This is a genomic window from Enterococcus sp. AZ156 (genome assembly GCF_051714165.1).
Taxonomy (GTDB): Bacteria; Bacillota; Bacilli; order Lactobacillales; family Enterococcaceae; genus Enterococcus_B; species Enterococcus_B pernyi.
This window is the reverse complement of the sequence record NZ_JBIORI010000001.1, coordinates 182,537-199,589: the sequence shown is the minus strand read 5'-3', so window position 1 is coordinate 199,589 and position 17,053 is coordinate 182,537. Positions and strand designations below refer to the sequence as shown.

Here is a 17,053-nt window from a genome sequence, read left to right as displayed (position 1 = left end):
TTCTCCTATTTCTTCTATATTTGATATTTCGTTTATTTGCATTTTCGTGGGTTGTTGATTGTTTATCTATAAAAGAAATAAACAAGTGCCTTAGAACCGCCGGCTGTGCACTTGCTTATTAAATGACACTAAATCATTTTAGAAAGTCCAATAATATCTTCTTCTGAGAAATGTCCAATGACTCTGTAGGGATTGAAATTACTCTTCAATTCAAATCGGTTTCCTGTACCTACCCAAGATTTCTTGTTTAATTCTGCAGAATCTAAGTCTTTTATTTCATAATATCGCTTTTTGATCGCCTTTGATTTATTCTCATATTTACTTGTAATAGGAAGAATCAAGAATGAACCTCTGCTTCGAACACGGATAGCAATAGCAGGACGAGTTTTCCCTCCACTGCCATCGTTAAAGGGAATATAGATCAAGAACACGTCATGACTATTCATCTAGATCTCTCATCCATGACACTAGATCTTCGTGGTCACCGCTATTTTCTGGCGGATTAGTTTCAACAGACTCTTCCGCAACTCTCATTAACTGCAGTTCAGCCTTCTCTTTACTTGTTAAAGATAACTCAAATGGAATTTCTCCTCTGGCAGCTACCCTTTTATATAAAGCAGTGATTAAGATTGATGGATTTACTCCTAATGAATCTAAAATGCTTTCGACGTCAGTAGCTAGATTCTTATTGATATTCACTTGGACTTTCTTTTTTTCGTTGGTTTTATCTTTTTCTTTGATTTCAGACATAGAACATCACCTCTCACTCCTATTTTACTCCTAATAGGAGTGTAAAACAAACTCATTGAATGAACGATCAATTCATGATTATTACTATTTAAAATATTTTTTTAATTTTTTTAGTTCGTCTAACGTCAATGAGCGATAAGATCCTTCAGTCAAATGCGGATCTAGTTGTAATGGGCCCATGCTGATTCGTTGCAATGCAGTGACTTTTTTTCCACAAGCTAAAAACATCTTTTTCACTTGATGGAATTTCCCCTCTTCGATCGTCAGTCGTACGATACTTTTTTTATGTTGCGCGACAAGAATCTCTAAATGTGCAGGTAAGCATTGGTAACCACCATCAAAAACAATTCCTTTTTCAAAAGCAATTCGATCAGCTTCTGTCACTTGTTCATTGACAACTGCTACATATGTTTTCTGTACTTTTTTATCAGGCAACAACATTTCATAACCTAATTGGCCATTGGAAGTGATCAACGATAAACCTGTTGTATCTCGGTCTAATCGCCCAACTGGATACAAAGGTTGTGTGCGATCGGCTGAAGCCAACAAATCGATAACAGTCGTTTTGTGAATGTCCGTCACCGCTGTTACTGCTCTTTTCGGTTTATTCAGTATAAAGTATACTTCATTTGTATGTAGCTTTACGCCATCCACTTCGATACAGTGGAGCAAACTATCCACATTACGATTCTGTTTCTGTTCCACTTTACCATCGATACGTACGAGTTTCATCGCAAAAAGTCGTTTCATCTCTTTACGTGATGTTTCTAATTCTTTTTCTATTAATTTATCTAACCGCATAACTGCTTCCTTTCCTAGCTACATAAGCATTATAACCTGAATCATACACCATGCAAAATGGAAACGCTAAGTTGTTTCCTTGACTTACTCAGTGAATCGCGTTACGGTTAAAGAGTAAAGTGAATTGGATTTCTCATACACAGCGTAATGACCTGGTGGAGAAAAGTTGAATCCTGACTTTTTAAGGGCAGATGCGCGCATCTGTCTTTTTGCGTTTTTTCGCGCTACCTGATAATGTGCAAGAGACCATGTGACATTCACTTAAATAAAATCTGTCTGACACCAAAGCAGACAGTCACATTTTAAGGAGGAATTTTGGTTATGTCAGTATCATTAGAAGTAAGTAAAAGAGAAGTACGTCCCCGTTCATTGAGAAACAAATTGCGTCATGAAGGAAAAGTTCCTGCAATCGTTTATGGCTACAATGTAGAAAGCACGCCAATTTCATTTGATAGTGCGACATTTAGTAAAGTATTGCGTGAGAATGCCGCAAACACAGTTATCACAATGAACATTGAAGGAAAAAAAGTCAACACACTTGTTCATAAAATCCAATCAAACACATTTACCAACCAATTAGAACACGTGGAATTCCTATCTGTTAATATGACAGAAGAAACAGAAGTCGAAACAGAAGTTGTCCTTGTCGGCGAATCTACTGGTGTAAAATCTGGTGGTGTATTGGCTCAAAACTTATATACTGTGATTGTTTCTGCTACGCCAGATCAATTACCAGAAAACATCGAAGTGGATATCACTGATTTAGCATTAGGTGATTCGATCACTGTAGCGGATCTACCGAAAAATGACGCATACACGATCATTACTGATGGAGAAGAACAAATCGCCGCAGTTGTTGCACCAACAGAAGAAGAAGAATCAACTGGTGAAGCAGCAGAACCAGAAGTGATTGGTTCAACTGAAGAATAAACGTCTTTTGATCAACGAAGCAGTGACTTGTGTCATTGCTTCGTTTTTTTTAATTCCCACTTAAAAAAAAAAATTGTTTTAAGAATGGTATATTCCTATTTATCAACCCTTATTTGTTTTTTGATAAGCGCAAAAACCCTTATATAATAAGGTTTCTTGAAGTCCTCTTAAAAGTTTCTTATACTTTGAAAAAAAGTATGCAAATATTGTTGCATTTTGTATAAATGTTTATTAGAATGAACCAACGTTAAAAAAGTATAACTCGTTTATCCTGATAATAATATGTTGTTCTCGTCATTTCGGTTTTTTAGACAAAGGAGGCTAAGCCGATGTTTGAAAGTTTTGATAATAACCGTAATCGATACGCATCATTAGGTGTGGTATCAAGTTTACCAGATGAACTGATCGATAGTATCTGGTTCATTATTGATTTAGACCTTAAGGGTGTTATTCCGTTAGATAATATTTTAGCTTTTGATTTAATGAACAATCATGGAAAAGTAACCTTGCATTTTTCTCAAGCGGGCAGTACCGTTGAGATGGGGATCGATTTGCCATTCCCTTATTCTCCACAGTATCCGGCGCAAGTATTTGCCTATGATGATGGGACCAGAGAAACCATTCTTCTCCCAAGTGAAATTAAACAGTACTAAAATAAACCCTTTGTTTTGCACGATAGCCAAGTAGTTGACTCTTTGATTTTCATCGCAGACTCACTTCTTGGCTACTTTTATGATGACCTTATCTGAAAATTTTCAGAAAACACAAAGCATTTTAGCTATTTATTTATCATGAGATTCTAATTGGTATTCCAAGGGTAAACACTATATACTACTAACTAAATTTTAAAAGAAATAAGGAGTTTACAAGATGCGCGATTTAACAAAAGGAAGCCCAGCCAAACTGATTTTGCTATTTACTGTCCCTTTATTGATAGGCAATGTTTTTCAGCAGTTTTACAACATGGTCGATATGATCATCGTTGGGCAGACATTAGGGAAAAACTCACTAGCAGCTGTAGGAGCTACCGGTGGATTGACTTTCTTGATTATTGGCTTTGCTCAAGGTCTAACCGCTGGTTTAGCCATTATTACAGCACAACGATATGGTGCGAAAGACTTCCGTGGTTTGAAAAAAAGTTTTGCTACAAGTGTCATGATTAGTGTCATTGTTACTGTGATTTTAACCGTCCTTAGCTTAGTATTTATTCGTCCGATGCTCCAGTTGATGCAAACACCTGCAGATATCATCGATGAAGCACAAACATTCATCGTCATCATCCTATGGGGAATCTTTGCTGCCGTCAGCTTCAATTTATTGTCAAATGTTATTCGCGCACTTGGTGATAGTCGAACGCCTTTACTCTTTTTGATCGTTGCGGTAATTATCAATGTTGTCTTGGATTTGATCTTTATTATCAACTTCGGTATGGGAGTAGAAGGTGCTGCTATTGCAACAGTGATTGCGCAAATTGCTTCTAGTCTATTATGTATCGTCTATATCAAGAAAAAGATTCCGATGCTTCAATTACGTAAAAAAGATTTTTCGTTCGATAAACAAGAGATCCGCACACATTTAAATGTTGCTTTACCAATGGCGTTCCAATCTTCGATCATTGCGATTGGTGCAATCGTCTTGCAATCTGCATTAAACAGCTTAGGTACAGATGTCGTAGCTGCCCAAGCCGCAGCTGGTCGAATCGATCAATTTGCTGTTCAACCTATGATGTCCTTTGGGATTGCGATGGCGACTTTTGCAGCACAAAACTATGGAGCGAAACAATATGGACGTATCTTAAAAGGCGTTCGTCAAACATTAGTCATGAGTATTGGCTTTAGTTTCTTAGCCGGAGCAATTGTTATTTTCCTTGGCCGACCATTGGTGAGCTTGTTTGTCAGCCCAAATGAAACTGTCGTTTTTGATTTGGCGCAAACGTATTTCAACATCAACGGCTCCCTTTACTGGATCTTAGCTATCCTATTTATCTTACGTTACACTTTACAAGGGCTTGGTCAAAGTAAAGTACCGACAATTGCAGGGATGATGGAGCTGATCATGCGTTCTTTCGCTGCGATCATTCTGACTGGGATCTGGGGCTATCCAGGTGCTGCTCTTGCTTCACCACTTGCTTGGGCTGGTTCTGTCATTGTCTTGCTCTACTCTTATATCCGCGCTGTGAAACATTTGAAACAGTTAGATGCCGAACAACAGCAATTTTCAATTGAAGATGCTGAAATCAGTTATTAGATTCAAAAAAAGTGTTCCTCCTATATTATGGGAAGAACACTTTTTTTTATGGATTCGTTGGTAAAATCACCAAGCTGAAATAGTCGATATGTGCATGATCATATTCTAAAACGGTGAATTGAAATTGATCGATCGTAATCACTGTACCTGCCTCGATATCTTTTTGATAGCTCGACATAAAACCAGCCAGAGTGATGAAATTTGTTTCTTCAAATTCTGGCACATCTTCATTGAAGTAGCTCTCAAAATCATCAAGCGTCAACTTACCTGAAACAATATAGCTACCATCTTCTTGTTTCGCAATCAACGCTTGGTCCACATCTGTTTCATCTCGAATCTCACCGACGATCTCTTCTAAAATATCTTCGATCGTGACAAGTCCACTTGTCCCACCATATTCATCCTTTAAGATCGCTATATGTTTTCCTTTTCTTCGCATAATCGTCAATAGTTTTTTGATGGGGATAGTTTCTGCTGTCACGATTGGTTCTTCAATCAGAGACTCCACCGTTATCTGGTCATCTTCTAAAGATTGTTTGATCAACGCAGGTAATGTCACGTATCCTAACACATTATCTTTGGATTCCAGTATGACAGGATATCTCGTATGCCCACGTTCAATCGATTCCTTGATGGCTTGTTTGACTGTATCTGACGCATCAAAAACTTGCATCGATGTCCGATCTACTTGAATGTCTTTTGCCAGCGTGTCATCAAATTCAAAGACATTTTCTAAGTACTGGTATTCATCCTTTGTCAACTCACCTTGCTGGTAAGAATTGAGGGCAACTAAAGTCAATTCTTCTTGCGAGAGTGTCTCTTCACCTTCTGATACTAGTTTCACGCCTAGCAATTTACCTAAGCTTGCTGCCGAATGATTCAATACCCAGATGAAAGGAAACATCGCCAGATAAAAATAATGCAAGGGTCTGACTACGAATAACACCACTTGTTCCGTATTGACGATACTATAACTTTTCGGCAAAAGTTCCCCCACCACAACGTCGACATACGTCACCAGAATGAACCCTAATGCGACAGAGATCGTTGCACTTATTCCCCGTCCGATCGGAAGTTGACCGATCCAAGGTTCCAACAATGCTGCCACAGAACCTTCGCCAACCCAACCAATGATCAAGCCTGTCAATGTGATACCCAACTGACTTGCAGATAAATAATCGTCTAAATGATGGGTCACATGAAGCGCTAGTTTGGCGTTCTTCACGTCGTCTTTTTCCAATTGCTCTAAACGGGAACGTCTGATTTTTACCAAAGCAAATTCACTCGCAACAAAAAAAGCAGTGATTGCTATCATCAAAAATAATATGACAAAATTTAATACCATTTGTTTCGCCTCACTTTTCCATTTCAATTGTACAACTTTTCGTAAAAAGAGTATAACTAGGAGGCTTTTGATTTCTGCTTCTCCACTAGATCACTCTAAATAATGGGAGGATTTATTCACTTGTATCACTAGCATTCAACAGCTATTCAATAACAAGAAAATTTATAAATTAAGGTTTAAAATGTGCGCATGTGCTATGCTATTACGTGACAGTACAGTTTAATGACGGTGGCTATCCTTCGAAAACGAGGTGGTGCGTATGCACATACTTTCTAAATCTTACGAAAGGAGACGCCTTTTGTCGGCACTCGATACAGTCCAATTGATGCTCAGCTTTGGCATGTTTACCATCGCTCTGGTCACATTGGTTGTAGCATTGCTTAGCGACGACAAAAAGAAATAACCGTCCTCGGCTTAGGACGGTTATTTTGTAAAAAATAAGTTGAAATATGCCGCTGTTAATTAAGCGGTACTGTCAAAGGGGAGTTGTTGACGCAACTCCTCTTTTCAGATTTAGTATAGCATAAACTAATTTTTTATCTACTTATTTTTTCGTTCTTTCAACCACGTTTTTCTTGTTCCACCAATCAGTAAAGGTACTGTTTCATGTTTGACTTCACTGTATTCTAAACCAAACCATGTTTCTGGCGTCGTAGCGATTTTCTTGATGGCAAGTTTAGCTTGCATGATTTGTCGTTCCCATTTCCCAAGAGTTGTTACATTGGAAACTACTTCGTCGATCAAGATGAATTGGAAATCGCCGACTTCTCTTCCGGGAGTCAATGAATACGTCTGTGGTTGTTTTGGTAGACGTCCTTGTTTCATTAAATCGTGGATGATTTGTCGAACGTAGACATTGATTTCTTGTTGCACGCGGAATCCTAAGAACAGGTTCACTTGAACAACGAAATCGGTCCCCATCATATCCACTTGATATTCTTTCGTATAAGGTTCATCGGTTACTTCTACATGGACAAACCAATAGGCCTTCGCCCGCTTTGGTCGTTTATCTAAAATAGAATACACGAACTGACGACCGACCTTCCCATCTGCCATATCTGGCACTAAGAAAACCACATTTGTTTGATACATTGGTAAGGATTTGTCCTCTTTCAATGCTTGAAGTTGTGGAATATATTCTTTTAATGCCACTTCTTCTGCGACCGATTCACGAATGATATTTCCTTGTTCCCAAACAAACATGACTGCTAGAATGACTAAAGCAATCAGCACAGCGACAAAACCACCATGGAAGAACTTCACGATACTTGAAATAAAGAAGACGACTTCGATTGCCCCAAAGAAAAAGGTAATTGTATGAGCCAACCACTTCGGATAGCCAGTTTGGAGCAAATAGAAATAAAGTAAGGCAGTCGTCATCAACATCGTTACGGTAATGGACAGCCCGTACGCAGCTTCCATATGATGTGAGGTTCTGAAGGTAACAACAACAAGTGAACAAGCAATCCATAGAATCAAATTCACTGCCGGAATATACATCTGTCCGATACTGCTTCCAGGATACATGATTTTCAATCGAGGCAATAATTTCAATTTGATTGCTTCTGAAACTAGAGTAAATGATCCAGTAATTAGCGCTTGCGAAGCGATAACAGCCGCAATCGTTGCAAATATGACCCCAATGACAGTAAAACTAGCCGGCATCATTTGGAAAAATGGATTCAAGTTTTCGATCGCTTGTGTTTCTGGATTTTGATAGACATTCAACAGCCATGCTGCCTGCCCAAAATAATTCAATACCAAACATACTTTAACGTATGGCCAGCTTAAACGGATGTTTCGTTTTCCAACATGTCCTAAGTCAGAATAAAGCGCCTCTGCCCCAGTAGTTGCCAAAAAGATATTTCCTAGAATGAATAAACCGAGCTTATTATCAGGACTAAATAGCAACTGGATCGCATAATAAGGATTTAAGGCACGGATTACTGTCCAGTCTTGACTGAAATTAAACAATCCCATAGCGCCTAAAAAGGTGAACCATAAAAACATAATCGGGCCAAATGCTTTCCCGACGACTTCTGTACCAAATCGTTGGACCATGAATAAAACAAAAATAATAACTAAAGTAATAATGACGATGATGTTCTGGTCATTGCCAAAACGGTCAAAGAATTGTGGAATCCCACGTAATCCTTCAATAGCGGTCGTAACCGTTACAGCAGGTGTCAGTACGCCATCTGCTAACAATGCTGCGCCACCGATCATTGCAGGTATGATCAGATATTTACCGCCTTTTCTAACCAAAGTATATAAAGAAAAGATACCACCTTCCCCATGGTTATCTGCATTTAATGCAATCACGACATATTTGATCGTCGTTAATAATGTCAAAGTCCAAAAAATCAAGGAGACTGCTCCGATAACAAAATCTGGGTTAATCCCTCGCAAGCCGCCATTGTCTTCTACGATTGCTTTCATTACATAAAGCGGACTCGTACCGATATCTCCATAAACAACTCCCATGGCTACGAGTAACCCTGCCATCGAGATTTTTTTTGTGTTATGCTTTGTTGTCACTGTTCCCCCTCATTTCTCCAATCCTATGATTGACCTAAATTTCACCTAATTATCCAAGGATTCAACCTTGGTGTCAATAAATTCGATAAAAATAACTAAGTCAACGATGCCTTCTTAAATAATCAGCAGTAAATGAGTAGAGAGCTAAACAAACGAGTGCCCCGATTAAGGATGGGATAAGATAAAAGCCACTGATAGATGGACCTAGATCGCCTAACACAAATTCACCTAACCAACTTCCAAAGAAACCAATGATAATATTTCCAGTGACGCCTCCTGGTACATCTTCATTAAGAACAGCTCCAGCAACGAATCCTAATATGCCACCTACTATCAATGAGAATAAAAAATGGATCATTTCCATTCCTCCTTTTGCACTTTAAATAACTAAGTGTTTTTTAAGAAAATTTAAATTGACCCTTTATGTCTTTTCTTTATCGATTTTAAAAAATAAGCGTACTACTTTTGAAAATATAAAATTATTTTCGTAGTAGTACGCTTATTAAAAAACTTTTATCTTAAAACGATGGAATTACTTCTTGTCCTCTTCGTTCAACATTGCTTTTCTTGAAAGATTCACACGACCTTGTTTGTCGATCTCTGTCACTTTCACCAACACTTCATCGCCTAGTTTCACAACGTCTTCTACATTGTTTACACGTTCATTCGCTAATTGAGAAATATGGACTAAGCCGTCTTTCCCTTTGATCAAGTTGACAAATGCACCGAATTTTTCGATACGAACAACTTTACCAAGGTAGACTTCGCCAACTTTGACTTCTTTTGTCAAATCTTCGATGATCTTGATTGCTTTTTGGATCATTTCTTTATCAGAAGAAGCAATACTTACTTTACCGTCTTGATCGATATCGATCTTCACGCCTGTTTCATCAATGATTCCATTGATCGTATCGCCACCTTTACCGATGACATCTTTGATTTTCGCAGGATCGATTTGGATCATTTCGATTTTCGGTGCATATTGGCTAAGCTCTTCACGTGGTGTAGCAATCGTTGAAGTCAATTCTTCTAAGATTTCCATACGTGCTTGTTTTGCTTGTGCCAATGCTTCTTTTAAGATTTGTTCCGTGATACCTTGGATCTTGATATCCATTTGTAGTGCTGTGATTCCATCTTTTGTTCCGGCAACTTTGAAGTCCATGTCGCCTAAATGGTCTTCTAGACCTTGGATGTCTGTTAAAATCGTGTAGTTTTCACCATCAGATACTAATCCCATAGCAATACCAGCAACAGGTGCTTTGATTGGCACACCTGCGTCCATCAATGCTAAAGTACCTGCACAGATACTTGCTTGAGAAGATGAACCATTCGATTCAAGTACTTCTGCCACTAGACGGATCGTGTAAGGAAACTCTTCTTCTGAAGGAATCACTTGTGCCAATGCACGTTCACCTAATGCACCATGACCGATTTCTCGACGACCTGGTGATCCGGCACGACCAGTTGAACCCACAGAAAATTGTGGGAAGTTATAGTGATGGATGAATCGTTTGCTGACTTCTACACCTAAGCCATCAATGATTTGGTGTTCCCCTAAAGGTGCCAATGTACATGATGATAGTGCTTGTGTTTGTCCACGAGTAAATAATCCAGAACCATGAACACGTGGCAACAACCCAACTTCTGATGCTAAAGGACGGATCTCATCTAATTTACGACCATCAGGACGGATTTTGTCAATCGTGATCAACTCACGAACGACGTCTTTTTCAAGATCTTCCGTAATTTGTTTCACTTCTTTTAGTAATTGTGCTTCCTCTTCATGACCCGCAAATTTCTCTGCATAAGCTTCGCGAATATCGATTTTCACTTGGTCGATATTATCTTCACGAGCTAATTTTTCTTCTGTCATGACCGCTTCTTTCATCGTGCCATACGATGCATCAAAAATTTCTTTTTTCAAGTCAGCATCGACTTGTAATAAAGAAACTTCCATTTTTTCTTTGCCGACAGCTTGAACGATTTCTTCTTGGAATGCGACTAATTTTTTGATTGCGTCAAATCCAAATAATAATGCGCCCAACATATCTTCTTCTGAAACTTCTTTTGCGCCACTTTCAACCATGTTGATTGCTTGTTTTGTACCAGCTACGCTTAATTCGATATCGGTAGTCTCTGCTTGTTCAACTGTTGGGTTCAAGACATATTCGCCATTGACACGGCCAACTTCAACACCTGCGATCGGTCCATCGAATGGGATATCTGAAATCGATAAAGCTAGGGAAGAACCTAACATTGCTGCCATTGCTGGAGAACAATCTGTTTCTACACTCATCACGATATTTGTGACTTGGACTTCATTACGGAAACCTTCCGCAAACATTGGACGGATCGGACGGTCGATCAAACGAGCAGTCAAGGTTGCTTCCGTACTTGGACGACCTTCACGTTTGATAAATCCTCCTGGGATCTTACCAGCTGCATACATTTTTTCTTCATAATTGATCGTCAATGGGAAGAAATCTGTATCTTTCGCTTCTTTTGAAGCAACTGCCGCACTTAATACGACCGTATCCCCATAACGAACTAATACTGCTCCATTGGCTTGTTTGGCTAATTGGCCAACTTCGATCTCTAAGGGACGTCCGCCCCATGTCGTTTTAAAAACTTGTTTTTCTGACATAAATACTCCTTTTCTTTCTCGTGAACGCTAGACGCTACTAAACAAATGAAAACCGCGAAAGCGACCTTTTGCACCTTTCATTTGGTTAGTAGGAGTCCATCAAGCTGATTCACAGAAATGTTTGATAGTTTAAAGTAAAAAAGTGAGATTCACGCGAACCCCACTTTCTGTTAAAAATTAACGGCGTAAGCCTAGACGTTGGATCAATTCACGGTAACGTTGAACGTCAGTTTTACGTAAGTAAGCTAACAAGTTACGACGATGACCAACTTTTTTCATCAAACCACGGTATGAATGATGATCTTTTTTGTGAACACGTGCATGTTCGTTCAAGTGGTTGATTTCTTCAGTTAATACAGCGATTTGTACTTCTGGAGAACCAGTATCTCCTTCATGACGTGCGTAATCTTTGATGATTTCGTTTTTACGTTCTTTTGAAATTGCCATTTCTTTCACCTCGTTTAATTATTCCCCTGTGACTGAGTAAAACGTTGGTGATTCGTTTAACCAAGTAACAGGACATATGCTTTAAACATACAGCTATACTTTACCTGAATCTTTCTAATAAATCAAGTGTAGAATCCTTAAGAAAATCTAGTTGATTAAACAATCAGGCTACTACTTTTTCAAATTTATGGTAAACTATTAACCGAAAAGAGAGTGTTTGATAAGAAAGGGGTACATATTCCATGATCACAATGGATGATATTATTCGAGAAGGCAATCCAACATTACGTGAAGTAGCGCAAGAAGTCGCTCTTCCACTCAGTGAGGAAGATCTTTTATTAGGAGAAGAAATGTTGGAATTTCTTAAAAATAGCCAAGATCCAATCAAAGCAGAAGAATTAAATTTACGTGGTGGTGTCGGCCTAGCTGCGCCCCAGCTTGATATTTCAAAACGGATCATTGCGGTCCACGTACCAAATCCAGATCCAGAAAGCACAGAACCAACGTTGAGTACGGTCATGTATAACCCAAAAATCTTGAGCCATTCCGTCCAGAATGCTTGCTTAGGCGAAGGTGAAGGCTGTTTATCAGTCGATCGTGAAGTTCCTGGGTATGTTGTGCGCCATGCAAAAATCACGCTTTCGTATTATGACAAAAACGGTGAGAAACAAAAAATCCGTTTAAAAAATTATGAATCCATCGTGGTGCAACATGAAATTGACCATATCAATGGCGTAATGTTCTATGACCATATCAACGACCAAAATCCTTTTGCCTTAAAAGAAGGCGTCTTGGTGATCGAGTAATAATGGAGAATCACAAAAATGAACAGAGAGTGGCAGTTGCATCTGCTTTTCTCTGTTCATTTTTTCTACCGTAGAAAATCATCTTAGCCTTGTTCCATCATTTTTAAGAAATGGAGAAACGGAGACACTTGTTCCTTGTATCGAATACTCTTACATCTTCTTTTAAAGTTAAAAAGCTTAGCGAATCAACGTTCCGACATTTTTTTATGTTGGTATGTTGTTTTCTGGTGCATCCCGAGATTCTTTCCAAATCTAGTTTGCCGAAAATCAGTTAACGATGTAGCCATCCTAACTTTTTCTGAATTGATTTGTTTGGTAGTCTCATTTTCTGCTGGAGTGCTTCTCCCTTTTTCAAATAGATTATTGAACCGAGTCACAATACTACTAAAGCAATGGGTTTTACTTTTAGCTTCCTCTCTAGTGTTCGTGCTTCGATCATTCATCCCCACCACTTTTATTTGATACGATTGACTTTTTCTTTGAATTGATTGATCGGTAGCTTGATCAATTAATCGTTTTATTGGTTTGTGTAGTGGATCTAGCCTCACTTCGCCTCTGATATCAGGTGCTATTCTTCCAAATAGTGTACTTACATTTTTGTACAGCTTCAACTCATCTAAGGATTCTTCTATTACACTTTCCTTGTTTTGTGAAGTTTCTTTTCCAAATAAGCTGCTTTTGAAACTATCTAATTCATTTTTTTGTTCATTTGAACGCATTTTGGCAACTACAACTTGACCTTTTTTTACTACCGTGGTTAATTGGGTAACGACCCTCTTGAAATCTTTAAGGTTATCAGTGACTACTACTTTAGCTTTTTGTGGTTCGATCTGATCTAGCGAAGTGAATGTCCGTTCACATTTCTTGGTCTCTTCGTTTAACGGTAGAAGTACATCGATAGTTGCTTTTTTGGGCACCCCTATATGTAGATCCTCTATAGGAAAGTGTTCATTTTTGATAACTGATTTTGGCACACGATTTGCCCATAATTCCGGATCACGCTCCCATGGTGCAACTGCTCTTTGCCCATTTTCCCAAAAAACAAGTCTACCTTGCAGTTGGTTTCTTTGAAGATACAAGACTCGCAGCGCATGATCGAACACATCATTTCTAAAACCGTCAATTGTTTGATCCATTTGATAGGGAGGCGAATCTAATGGTACCCATAGCTCAACATCTTCTCTTTTTTTTACAGCTTCAATCAGGATCAATTCAGAACGGTGGATCAAGGGATTTTGGCTCCCCGCATCTACAATCTCTTCAAAGACTTGATTAGTATATTCTATTGTTTGTGTATACTCTTGCCTCTCTCCCAATGATTGGATTGGATAAACAGCGTTTGTGTTCAAATCTATGCTATCTCTCATTACTTGAATGATTTCTTTAAGTAGAGGATTGTCCTGTATTGCTCTTTCTAGATCCTTGTAATTAAATGAACATTTTCTTAAGGCGTGAAAAATCATTTCTATGTAAACTTTCGAATCATGGGGGATCTTTTTTTGTCTAGGATCTAAATGATCCAATTTTTCAATTAAGCCTTTTCTATCCTGTTCGTCACCAAAAATCAATACGTGTTTTAACTTTTCGCCATTTTTTTCTATTAGAGAAATCGTTTTCTGCGGGTCGTGAAGCAATCCAGGTTCGCTCAGTATCTGCTCCATCTTTGTTTCTTTTGGTACTTTGCGTTGGTGTAATTCCTCTTGTACTTCCTGTTCTTTCTTTTCTAAGGTAGCTATCATTCGTTGGGTCATTTCCTTAGCTATCGGAACCTGGATAAATGGTAAACGACCATTAATTATGTTGGTTATATACTTTTGTTCATCAAGATATTCTATTAAATCAGCAGAAGAAATCTCTGCAAGCTTACTCGTAGAATGAATGCCTAGTGACTCAATGATATTACTGGATTTTTCTTGGATCAGGTTCTCATCTATAGTTGGAAGTTGTCCAGGATGATTGAATATTGCTGAAATATAAGGATCTTCCTTAAAAAGAAAGTGGATTTGTGGATGCCATCGATGCTTTTTAGTATCAATATTTTCTAAAAATTCACTTTTGAGCTGCCCTTTTTTAAATAAATAATAAAAATATATATAATCAAGCTGCCGATTTAGCTCTGGATTCTTTCCTTTCAAAGCCATCAGAAATCGCTTACGCATTTCCAAAATTGATTCAGCATGTTCTGAATGCCATTTAGGTGTCACTTGCTCACTCGTATCTAAAGAAAAGATATCTTTCCTACAATGAAATAAAATTGTTTTTAGCGCAGCATCAACCTCGTTAACTGAACAATTTCCAGTCTTTTGTCCTTTCATGACGATGGTTGGTATACCGATCGATTCGTTTTGGGTTGAAAGAGCTGCTAACCTTTTCAATACAAAATATGGTTTGCGAACTTCATGAAATCGCTCTTTAAGAAACAGTTCACTTAGTTCCGCAATATTTGTCGGAGGAATTTCAAAATAAGAAACCGTTTGATCATCGAAGTACCTCTCTTTATCCACCTTCATCACTACAAAAGAATTATTTTTTTTATAAACGGTCAATCCACATGTATGAGGTGAAACTTGTCCATGCTCTCCTGGATAAAAAGAAGAAGGTATCAACATGAAATCTGTTGAATCATTATTTCTCAATTTTTCAAAAATCATTTGAACTTGTTCTTTTTTCTCAAAATCATAAAAATCTTTGGTCCGTTTTAGCGATTCAATGATATTTTCTTTTTGGCTTTTTTTTTATAAAAAATTCGTCTTGATCGTCATGAATCATTTGGATATACGTTGAGAATAATAATTGATAATCTTTATTTAAACCAAAATGATTGATATTTTCTTGTAGTGATAAAGACAAAGCTAATAAATCCAACTTTTTTCTAAAGTCATTCGTTAAGTCAGTTGTTGTTTGATTTAACATCGTTGACCTCCATATAATTATTATTTTTTACTCTTTCGTTTTCAAATACGTATTTTTTTCTCAGTCAGCGCAAACGCTCCTTGACACGTAACGTTTGCTTGCTTTGTGATTGACTGTTCGTCTTTGCATATGTTTTCAATTGTTTAAATTCTTTTTTCTCAGTAAGCATAGACACTTCTGGTTGTGCCAGGCTCTTTGACTTAGGCTGATAGGTCGCCCAAAACTCCGGATCAGACTCCCAAGGTGGAGAAACAAATTTTTTCTTTTCAATAAAAACGACTCGCTGCTTGAACCGCTCCCAGTTTCGATATATATATCGAAGTTCACTTCCAGTAATACCGGGGACTTTTTTTACTACTCTTAAATCACAAAGTTCGTCTAATAGAAAGACTACTGTTACATGTTGAGACAACAAAGTAAGTTCTAGCCCTATTTTACAGCCTTTTTTTATGAAGTGTTGCTTGATCTCTGGACGATCAAATTGTGTATAGTCTTCTGAAATGACCTCTTTAAAGATGTTTTTCAATTGAAATTTTTCAATCGTTTGTGTGATATGATAATATTTTTCCCACAATGGTAAATAGCGTTCCTTTTCGGGGAGGTAATCAATCCAATGACTAAAAAATTCTTCTCTACTTTTTTCTGTAGGACAATGTTTTATATATTCAAAAGTACTGTTCATTAAAATATCATTATACTTATCGATATTAACATCATTTGTGTCCTTATATTGGAAATGCTTTAACAAAACTTGATCTTCATATTTAAAGTGGATACGTGCTACCCATAATCCGTAGATTAGAAGATGTCTCTCTGACGGGAAAATAGCCGCTGATTTTCTCAAATCATTTTCCACACAATTTCTCCATAATCTAGCATTTCTTTCCCAAGGAGCTGCAACGACTTGTCCATTCTCCCAAAAGACAATTGAAGCTTTTAGGTTGTCTTTTTCATGATATAAACTACGCAAAGTAAAATCGGCATACTCGTTTTGCTCCCCTCTGATCGTCGAAACAAAATTCTCTCCATAAGAATCCAAAGGTATCCAAATCGCAAGATCACTTCGCTTTTTCGCAACTTCAAGCATCAATAATTCTGTTTTTTTTAACAGTTGCATTCGTATACTGTAAATCAAAGTATCTCTCATTGAATGATTGGCAAATTGTCCTGTTTCCTTGTATTGTTGATACTCTTCAAGAAACGGCTCCGAGTAGATCCTGTGCAATTGAAACCTTGGGTCCTCCATCATGATGGCTTGAATATCTTCCCAGAGTGGGTATTTGCTGCCTGCTTTTATTTGGTCAATCAACTCTTTGGGTTGAAGAGAGAAATTCTCAAAAGGTTGTTGAATGAGATAGTCGACTAACTCTTCCATATAAACCAATGGGTCATATGGATTTGTTTTTTTCCTGAGTTCTCTATCATTCAACTGTTGTTCCAAAGTGCTTTCAGCTGCTCCAAAGCAAAGAATTATTTTTTGATTTGTTCCTCGAAGCATTTTTCTCCCTCTTTCAATAAAAGTATTTGTAGCATTTCTGTTCATTATAGTTAAAGTTTTGCCATAGCATAAATCAATTATTTTATAAATAAAGAAAAAATGAGATTGAGATAGAAGTAAAAACACTCCTATCT

General features: G+C 37.8%; 16 protein-coding genes. 5 read left to right on the top strand and 11 right to left on the bottom strand.

The features are described 5' to 3' along the window. Positions 1-128 precede the first annotated feature (128 nt). The 3 genes from IGJ95_RS00990 to IGJ95_RS00980 form a co-directional block, all read right to left on the bottom strand. Positions 129-446 (bottom strand): hypothetical protein, encoded by a 318-nt coding sequence (locus tag IGJ95_RS00990; protein WP_438761244.1) that lies wholly within the window; start codon positions 444-446, stop codon positions 129-131. After that, positions 439-750, bottom strand: coding sequence for a type II toxin-antitoxin system RelB/DinJ family antitoxin (locus tag IGJ95_RS00985; protein WP_010734366.1), 312 nt, complete (start codon positions 748-750; stop codon positions 439-441). Before IGJ95_RS00985 ends, IGJ95_RS00990 begins: the two co-directional genes overlap by 8 nt. Before the next feature lie 84 nt (positions 751-834). Continuing rightward, entirely contained in the window at positions 835-1,551 is a 717-nt protein-coding gene (locus IGJ95_RS00980) for a 16S rRNA pseudouridine(516) synthase (protein ID WP_023518944.1), read from the bottom strand. 321 nt (positions 1,552-1,872) lie between these two features. On the opposite strand from IGJ95_RS00980, the gene IGJ95_RS00975 reads away from it, so the two are divergent. From IGJ95_RS00975 to IGJ95_RS00965, 3 genes are all read left to right on the top strand, one after another. Beyond that, positions 1,873-2,481, top strand: coding sequence for a 50S ribosomal protein L25/general stress protein Ctc (locus tag IGJ95_RS00975; RefSeq protein ID WP_023518943.1), 609 nt, complete (start codon positions 1,873-1,875; stop codon positions 2,479-2,481). Positions 2,482-2,810: 329 nt separating this feature from the next. Further along, complete coding sequence (locus tag IGJ95_RS00970; RefSeq protein ID WP_019722687.1) at positions 2,811-3,134, top strand: DUF960 domain-containing protein; 324 nt, start codon at positions 2,811-2,813, stop codon at positions 3,132-3,134. Between the two features lie 217 nt (positions 3,135-3,351). Then, entirely contained in the window at positions 3,352-4,728 is a 1,377-nt protein-coding gene (locus tag IGJ95_RS00965; protein WP_010734370.1) for an MATE family efflux transporter, read from the top strand. A 46-nt stretch (positions 4,729-4,774) separates the two neighbouring features. On the opposite strand, the gene IGJ95_RS00960 is transcribed toward IGJ95_RS00965, so the two are convergent. Continuing rightward, the gene (locus IGJ95_RS00960; protein WP_438761242.1) at positions 4,775-6,073 is read right to left on the bottom strand and encodes a hemolysin family protein; all 1,299 of its coding nucleotides are present in this window, start codon (positions 6,071-6,073) and stop codon (positions 4,775-4,777) included. Between the two features lie 259 nt (positions 6,074-6,332). On the opposite strand from IGJ95_RS00960, the gene pepG1 reads away from it, so the two are divergent. Next, positions 6,333-6,476 carry a type I toxin-antitoxin system toxin PepG1 gene (gene pepG1, locus IGJ95_RS00955; RefSeq protein ID WP_080674301.1) on the top strand — a complete coding sequence of 48 codons (144 nt, stop codon included), beginning with the start codon at positions 6,333-6,335 and terminating at the stop codon, positions 6,474-6,476. Positions 6,477-6,613: 137 nt separating this feature from the next. On the opposite strand, the gene IGJ95_RS00950 is transcribed toward pepG1, so the two are convergent. From IGJ95_RS00950 to rpsO, 4 genes are all read right to left on the bottom strand, one after another. Beyond that, the gene (locus tag IGJ95_RS00950; protein ID WP_010734372.1) at positions 6,614-8,611 is read right to left on the bottom strand and encodes a KUP/HAK/KT family potassium transporter; all 1,998 of its coding nucleotides are present in this window, start codon (positions 8,609-8,611) and stop codon (positions 6,614-6,616) included. A 100-nt stretch (positions 8,612-8,711) separates the two neighbouring features. Further along, positions 8,712-8,969, bottom strand: coding sequence for a GlsB/YeaQ/YmgE family stress response membrane protein (locus tag IGJ95_RS00945; protein WP_010734373.1), 258 nt, complete (start codon positions 8,967-8,969; stop codon positions 8,712-8,714). A gap of 174 nt (positions 8,970-9,143) precedes the next feature. Beyond that, complete coding sequence (gene pnp, locus IGJ95_RS00940) at positions 9,144-11,255, bottom strand: polyribonucleotide nucleotidyltransferase (RefSeq protein ID WP_023518942.1); 2,112 nt, start codon at positions 11,253-11,255, stop codon at positions 9,144-9,146. Between the two features lie 177 nt (positions 11,256-11,432). Next, a complete protein-coding gene (gene rpsO, locus IGJ95_RS00935; RefSeq protein WP_010734375.1) occupies positions 11,433-11,702 on the bottom strand; it encodes a 30S ribosomal protein S15 in 270 nt (89 codons plus the stop codon). Positions 11,703-11,944: 242 nt separating this feature from the next. Between rpsO and def the strand changes: the two genes are divergently transcribed. Beyond that, the gene (def, locus tag IGJ95_RS00930) at positions 11,945-12,508 is read left to right on the top strand and encodes a peptide deformylase (protein ID WP_153829968.1); all 564 of its coding nucleotides are present in this window, start codon (positions 11,945-11,947) and stop codon (positions 12,506-12,508) included. Between the two features lie 185 nt (positions 12,509-12,693). On the opposite strand, the gene IGJ95_RS00925 is transcribed toward def, so the two are convergent. The 3 genes from IGJ95_RS00925 to IGJ95_RS00915 all read right to left on the bottom strand — a co-directional run bounded on the left by IGJ95_RS00925 (position 12,694) and on the right by IGJ95_RS00915 (position 17,045). Further along, positions 12,694-15,159, bottom strand: coding sequence for a hypothetical protein (locus IGJ95_RS00925; protein ID WP_153829969.1), 2,466 nt, complete (start codon positions 15,157-15,159; stop codon positions 12,694-12,696). Between the two features lie 55 nt (positions 15,160-15,214). Further along, a complete protein-coding gene (locus tag IGJ95_RS00920; protein ID WP_244062915.1) occupies positions 15,215-15,421 on the bottom strand; it encodes a hypothetical protein in 207 nt (68 codons plus the stop codon). A gap of 64 nt (positions 15,422-15,485) precedes the next feature. After that, a complete protein-coding gene (locus tag IGJ95_RS00915) occupies positions 15,486-17,045 on the bottom strand; it encodes a hypothetical protein (protein WP_244062916.1) in 1,560 nt (519 codons plus the stop codon). Between the last annotated feature and the right edge of the window lie 8 nt (positions 17,046-17,053).

Coding starts and splice junctions, on each gene's coding strand:
- IGJ95_RS00990 (WP_438761244.1), bottom strand. CDS start 446: ATGAATAGTCATGACGTGTTCTTGATCTATATTCCCTTTAACGATGGC.
- IGJ95_RS00985 (WP_010734366.1), bottom strand. CDS start 750: ATGTCTGAAATCAAAGAAAAAGATAAAACCAACGAAAAAAAGAAAGTC.
- IGJ95_RS00980 (WP_023518944.1), bottom strand. CDS start 1,551: ATGCGGTTAGATAAATTAATAGAAAAAGAATTAGAAACATCACGTAAA.
- IGJ95_RS00975 (WP_023518943.1), top strand. CDS start 1,873: ATGTCAGTATCATTAGAAGTAAGTAAAAGAGAAGTACGTCCCCGTTCA.
- IGJ95_RS00970 (WP_019722687.1), top strand. CDS start 2,811: ATGTTTGAAAGTTTTGATAATAACCGTAATCGATACGCATCATTAGGT.
- IGJ95_RS00965 (WP_010734370.1), top strand. CDS start 3,352: ATGCGCGATTTAACAAAAGGAAGCCCAGCCAAACTGATTTTGCTATTT.
- IGJ95_RS00960 (WP_438761242.1), bottom strand. CDS start 6,073: ATGGTATTAAATTTTGTCATATTATTTTTGATGATAGCAATCACTGCT.
- pepG1 (WP_080674301.1), top strand. CDS start 6,333: ATGCACATACTTTCTAAATCTTACGAAAGGAGACGCCTTTTGTCGGCA.
- IGJ95_RS00945 (WP_010734373.1), bottom strand. CDS start 8,969: ATGATCCATTTTTTATTCTCATTGATAGTAGGTGGCATATTAGGATTC.
- pnp (WP_023518942.1), bottom strand. CDS start 11,255: ATGTCAGAAAAACAAGTTTTTAAAACGACATGGGGCGGACGTCCCTTA.
- rpsO (WP_010734375.1), bottom strand. CDS start 11,702: ATGGCAATTTCAAAAGAACGTAAAAACGAAATCATCAAAGATTACGCA.
- def (WP_153829968.1), top strand. CDS start 11,945: ATGATCACAATGGATGATATTATTCGAGAAGGCAATCCAACATTACGT.
- IGJ95_RS00925 (WP_153829969.1), bottom strand. CDS start 15,159: ATGATTTTTGAAAAATTGAGAAATAATGATTCAACAGATTTCATGTTG.
- IGJ95_RS00920 (WP_244062915.1), bottom strand. CDS start 15,421: ATGTTAAATCAAACAACAACTGACTTAACGAATGACTTTAGAAAAAAG.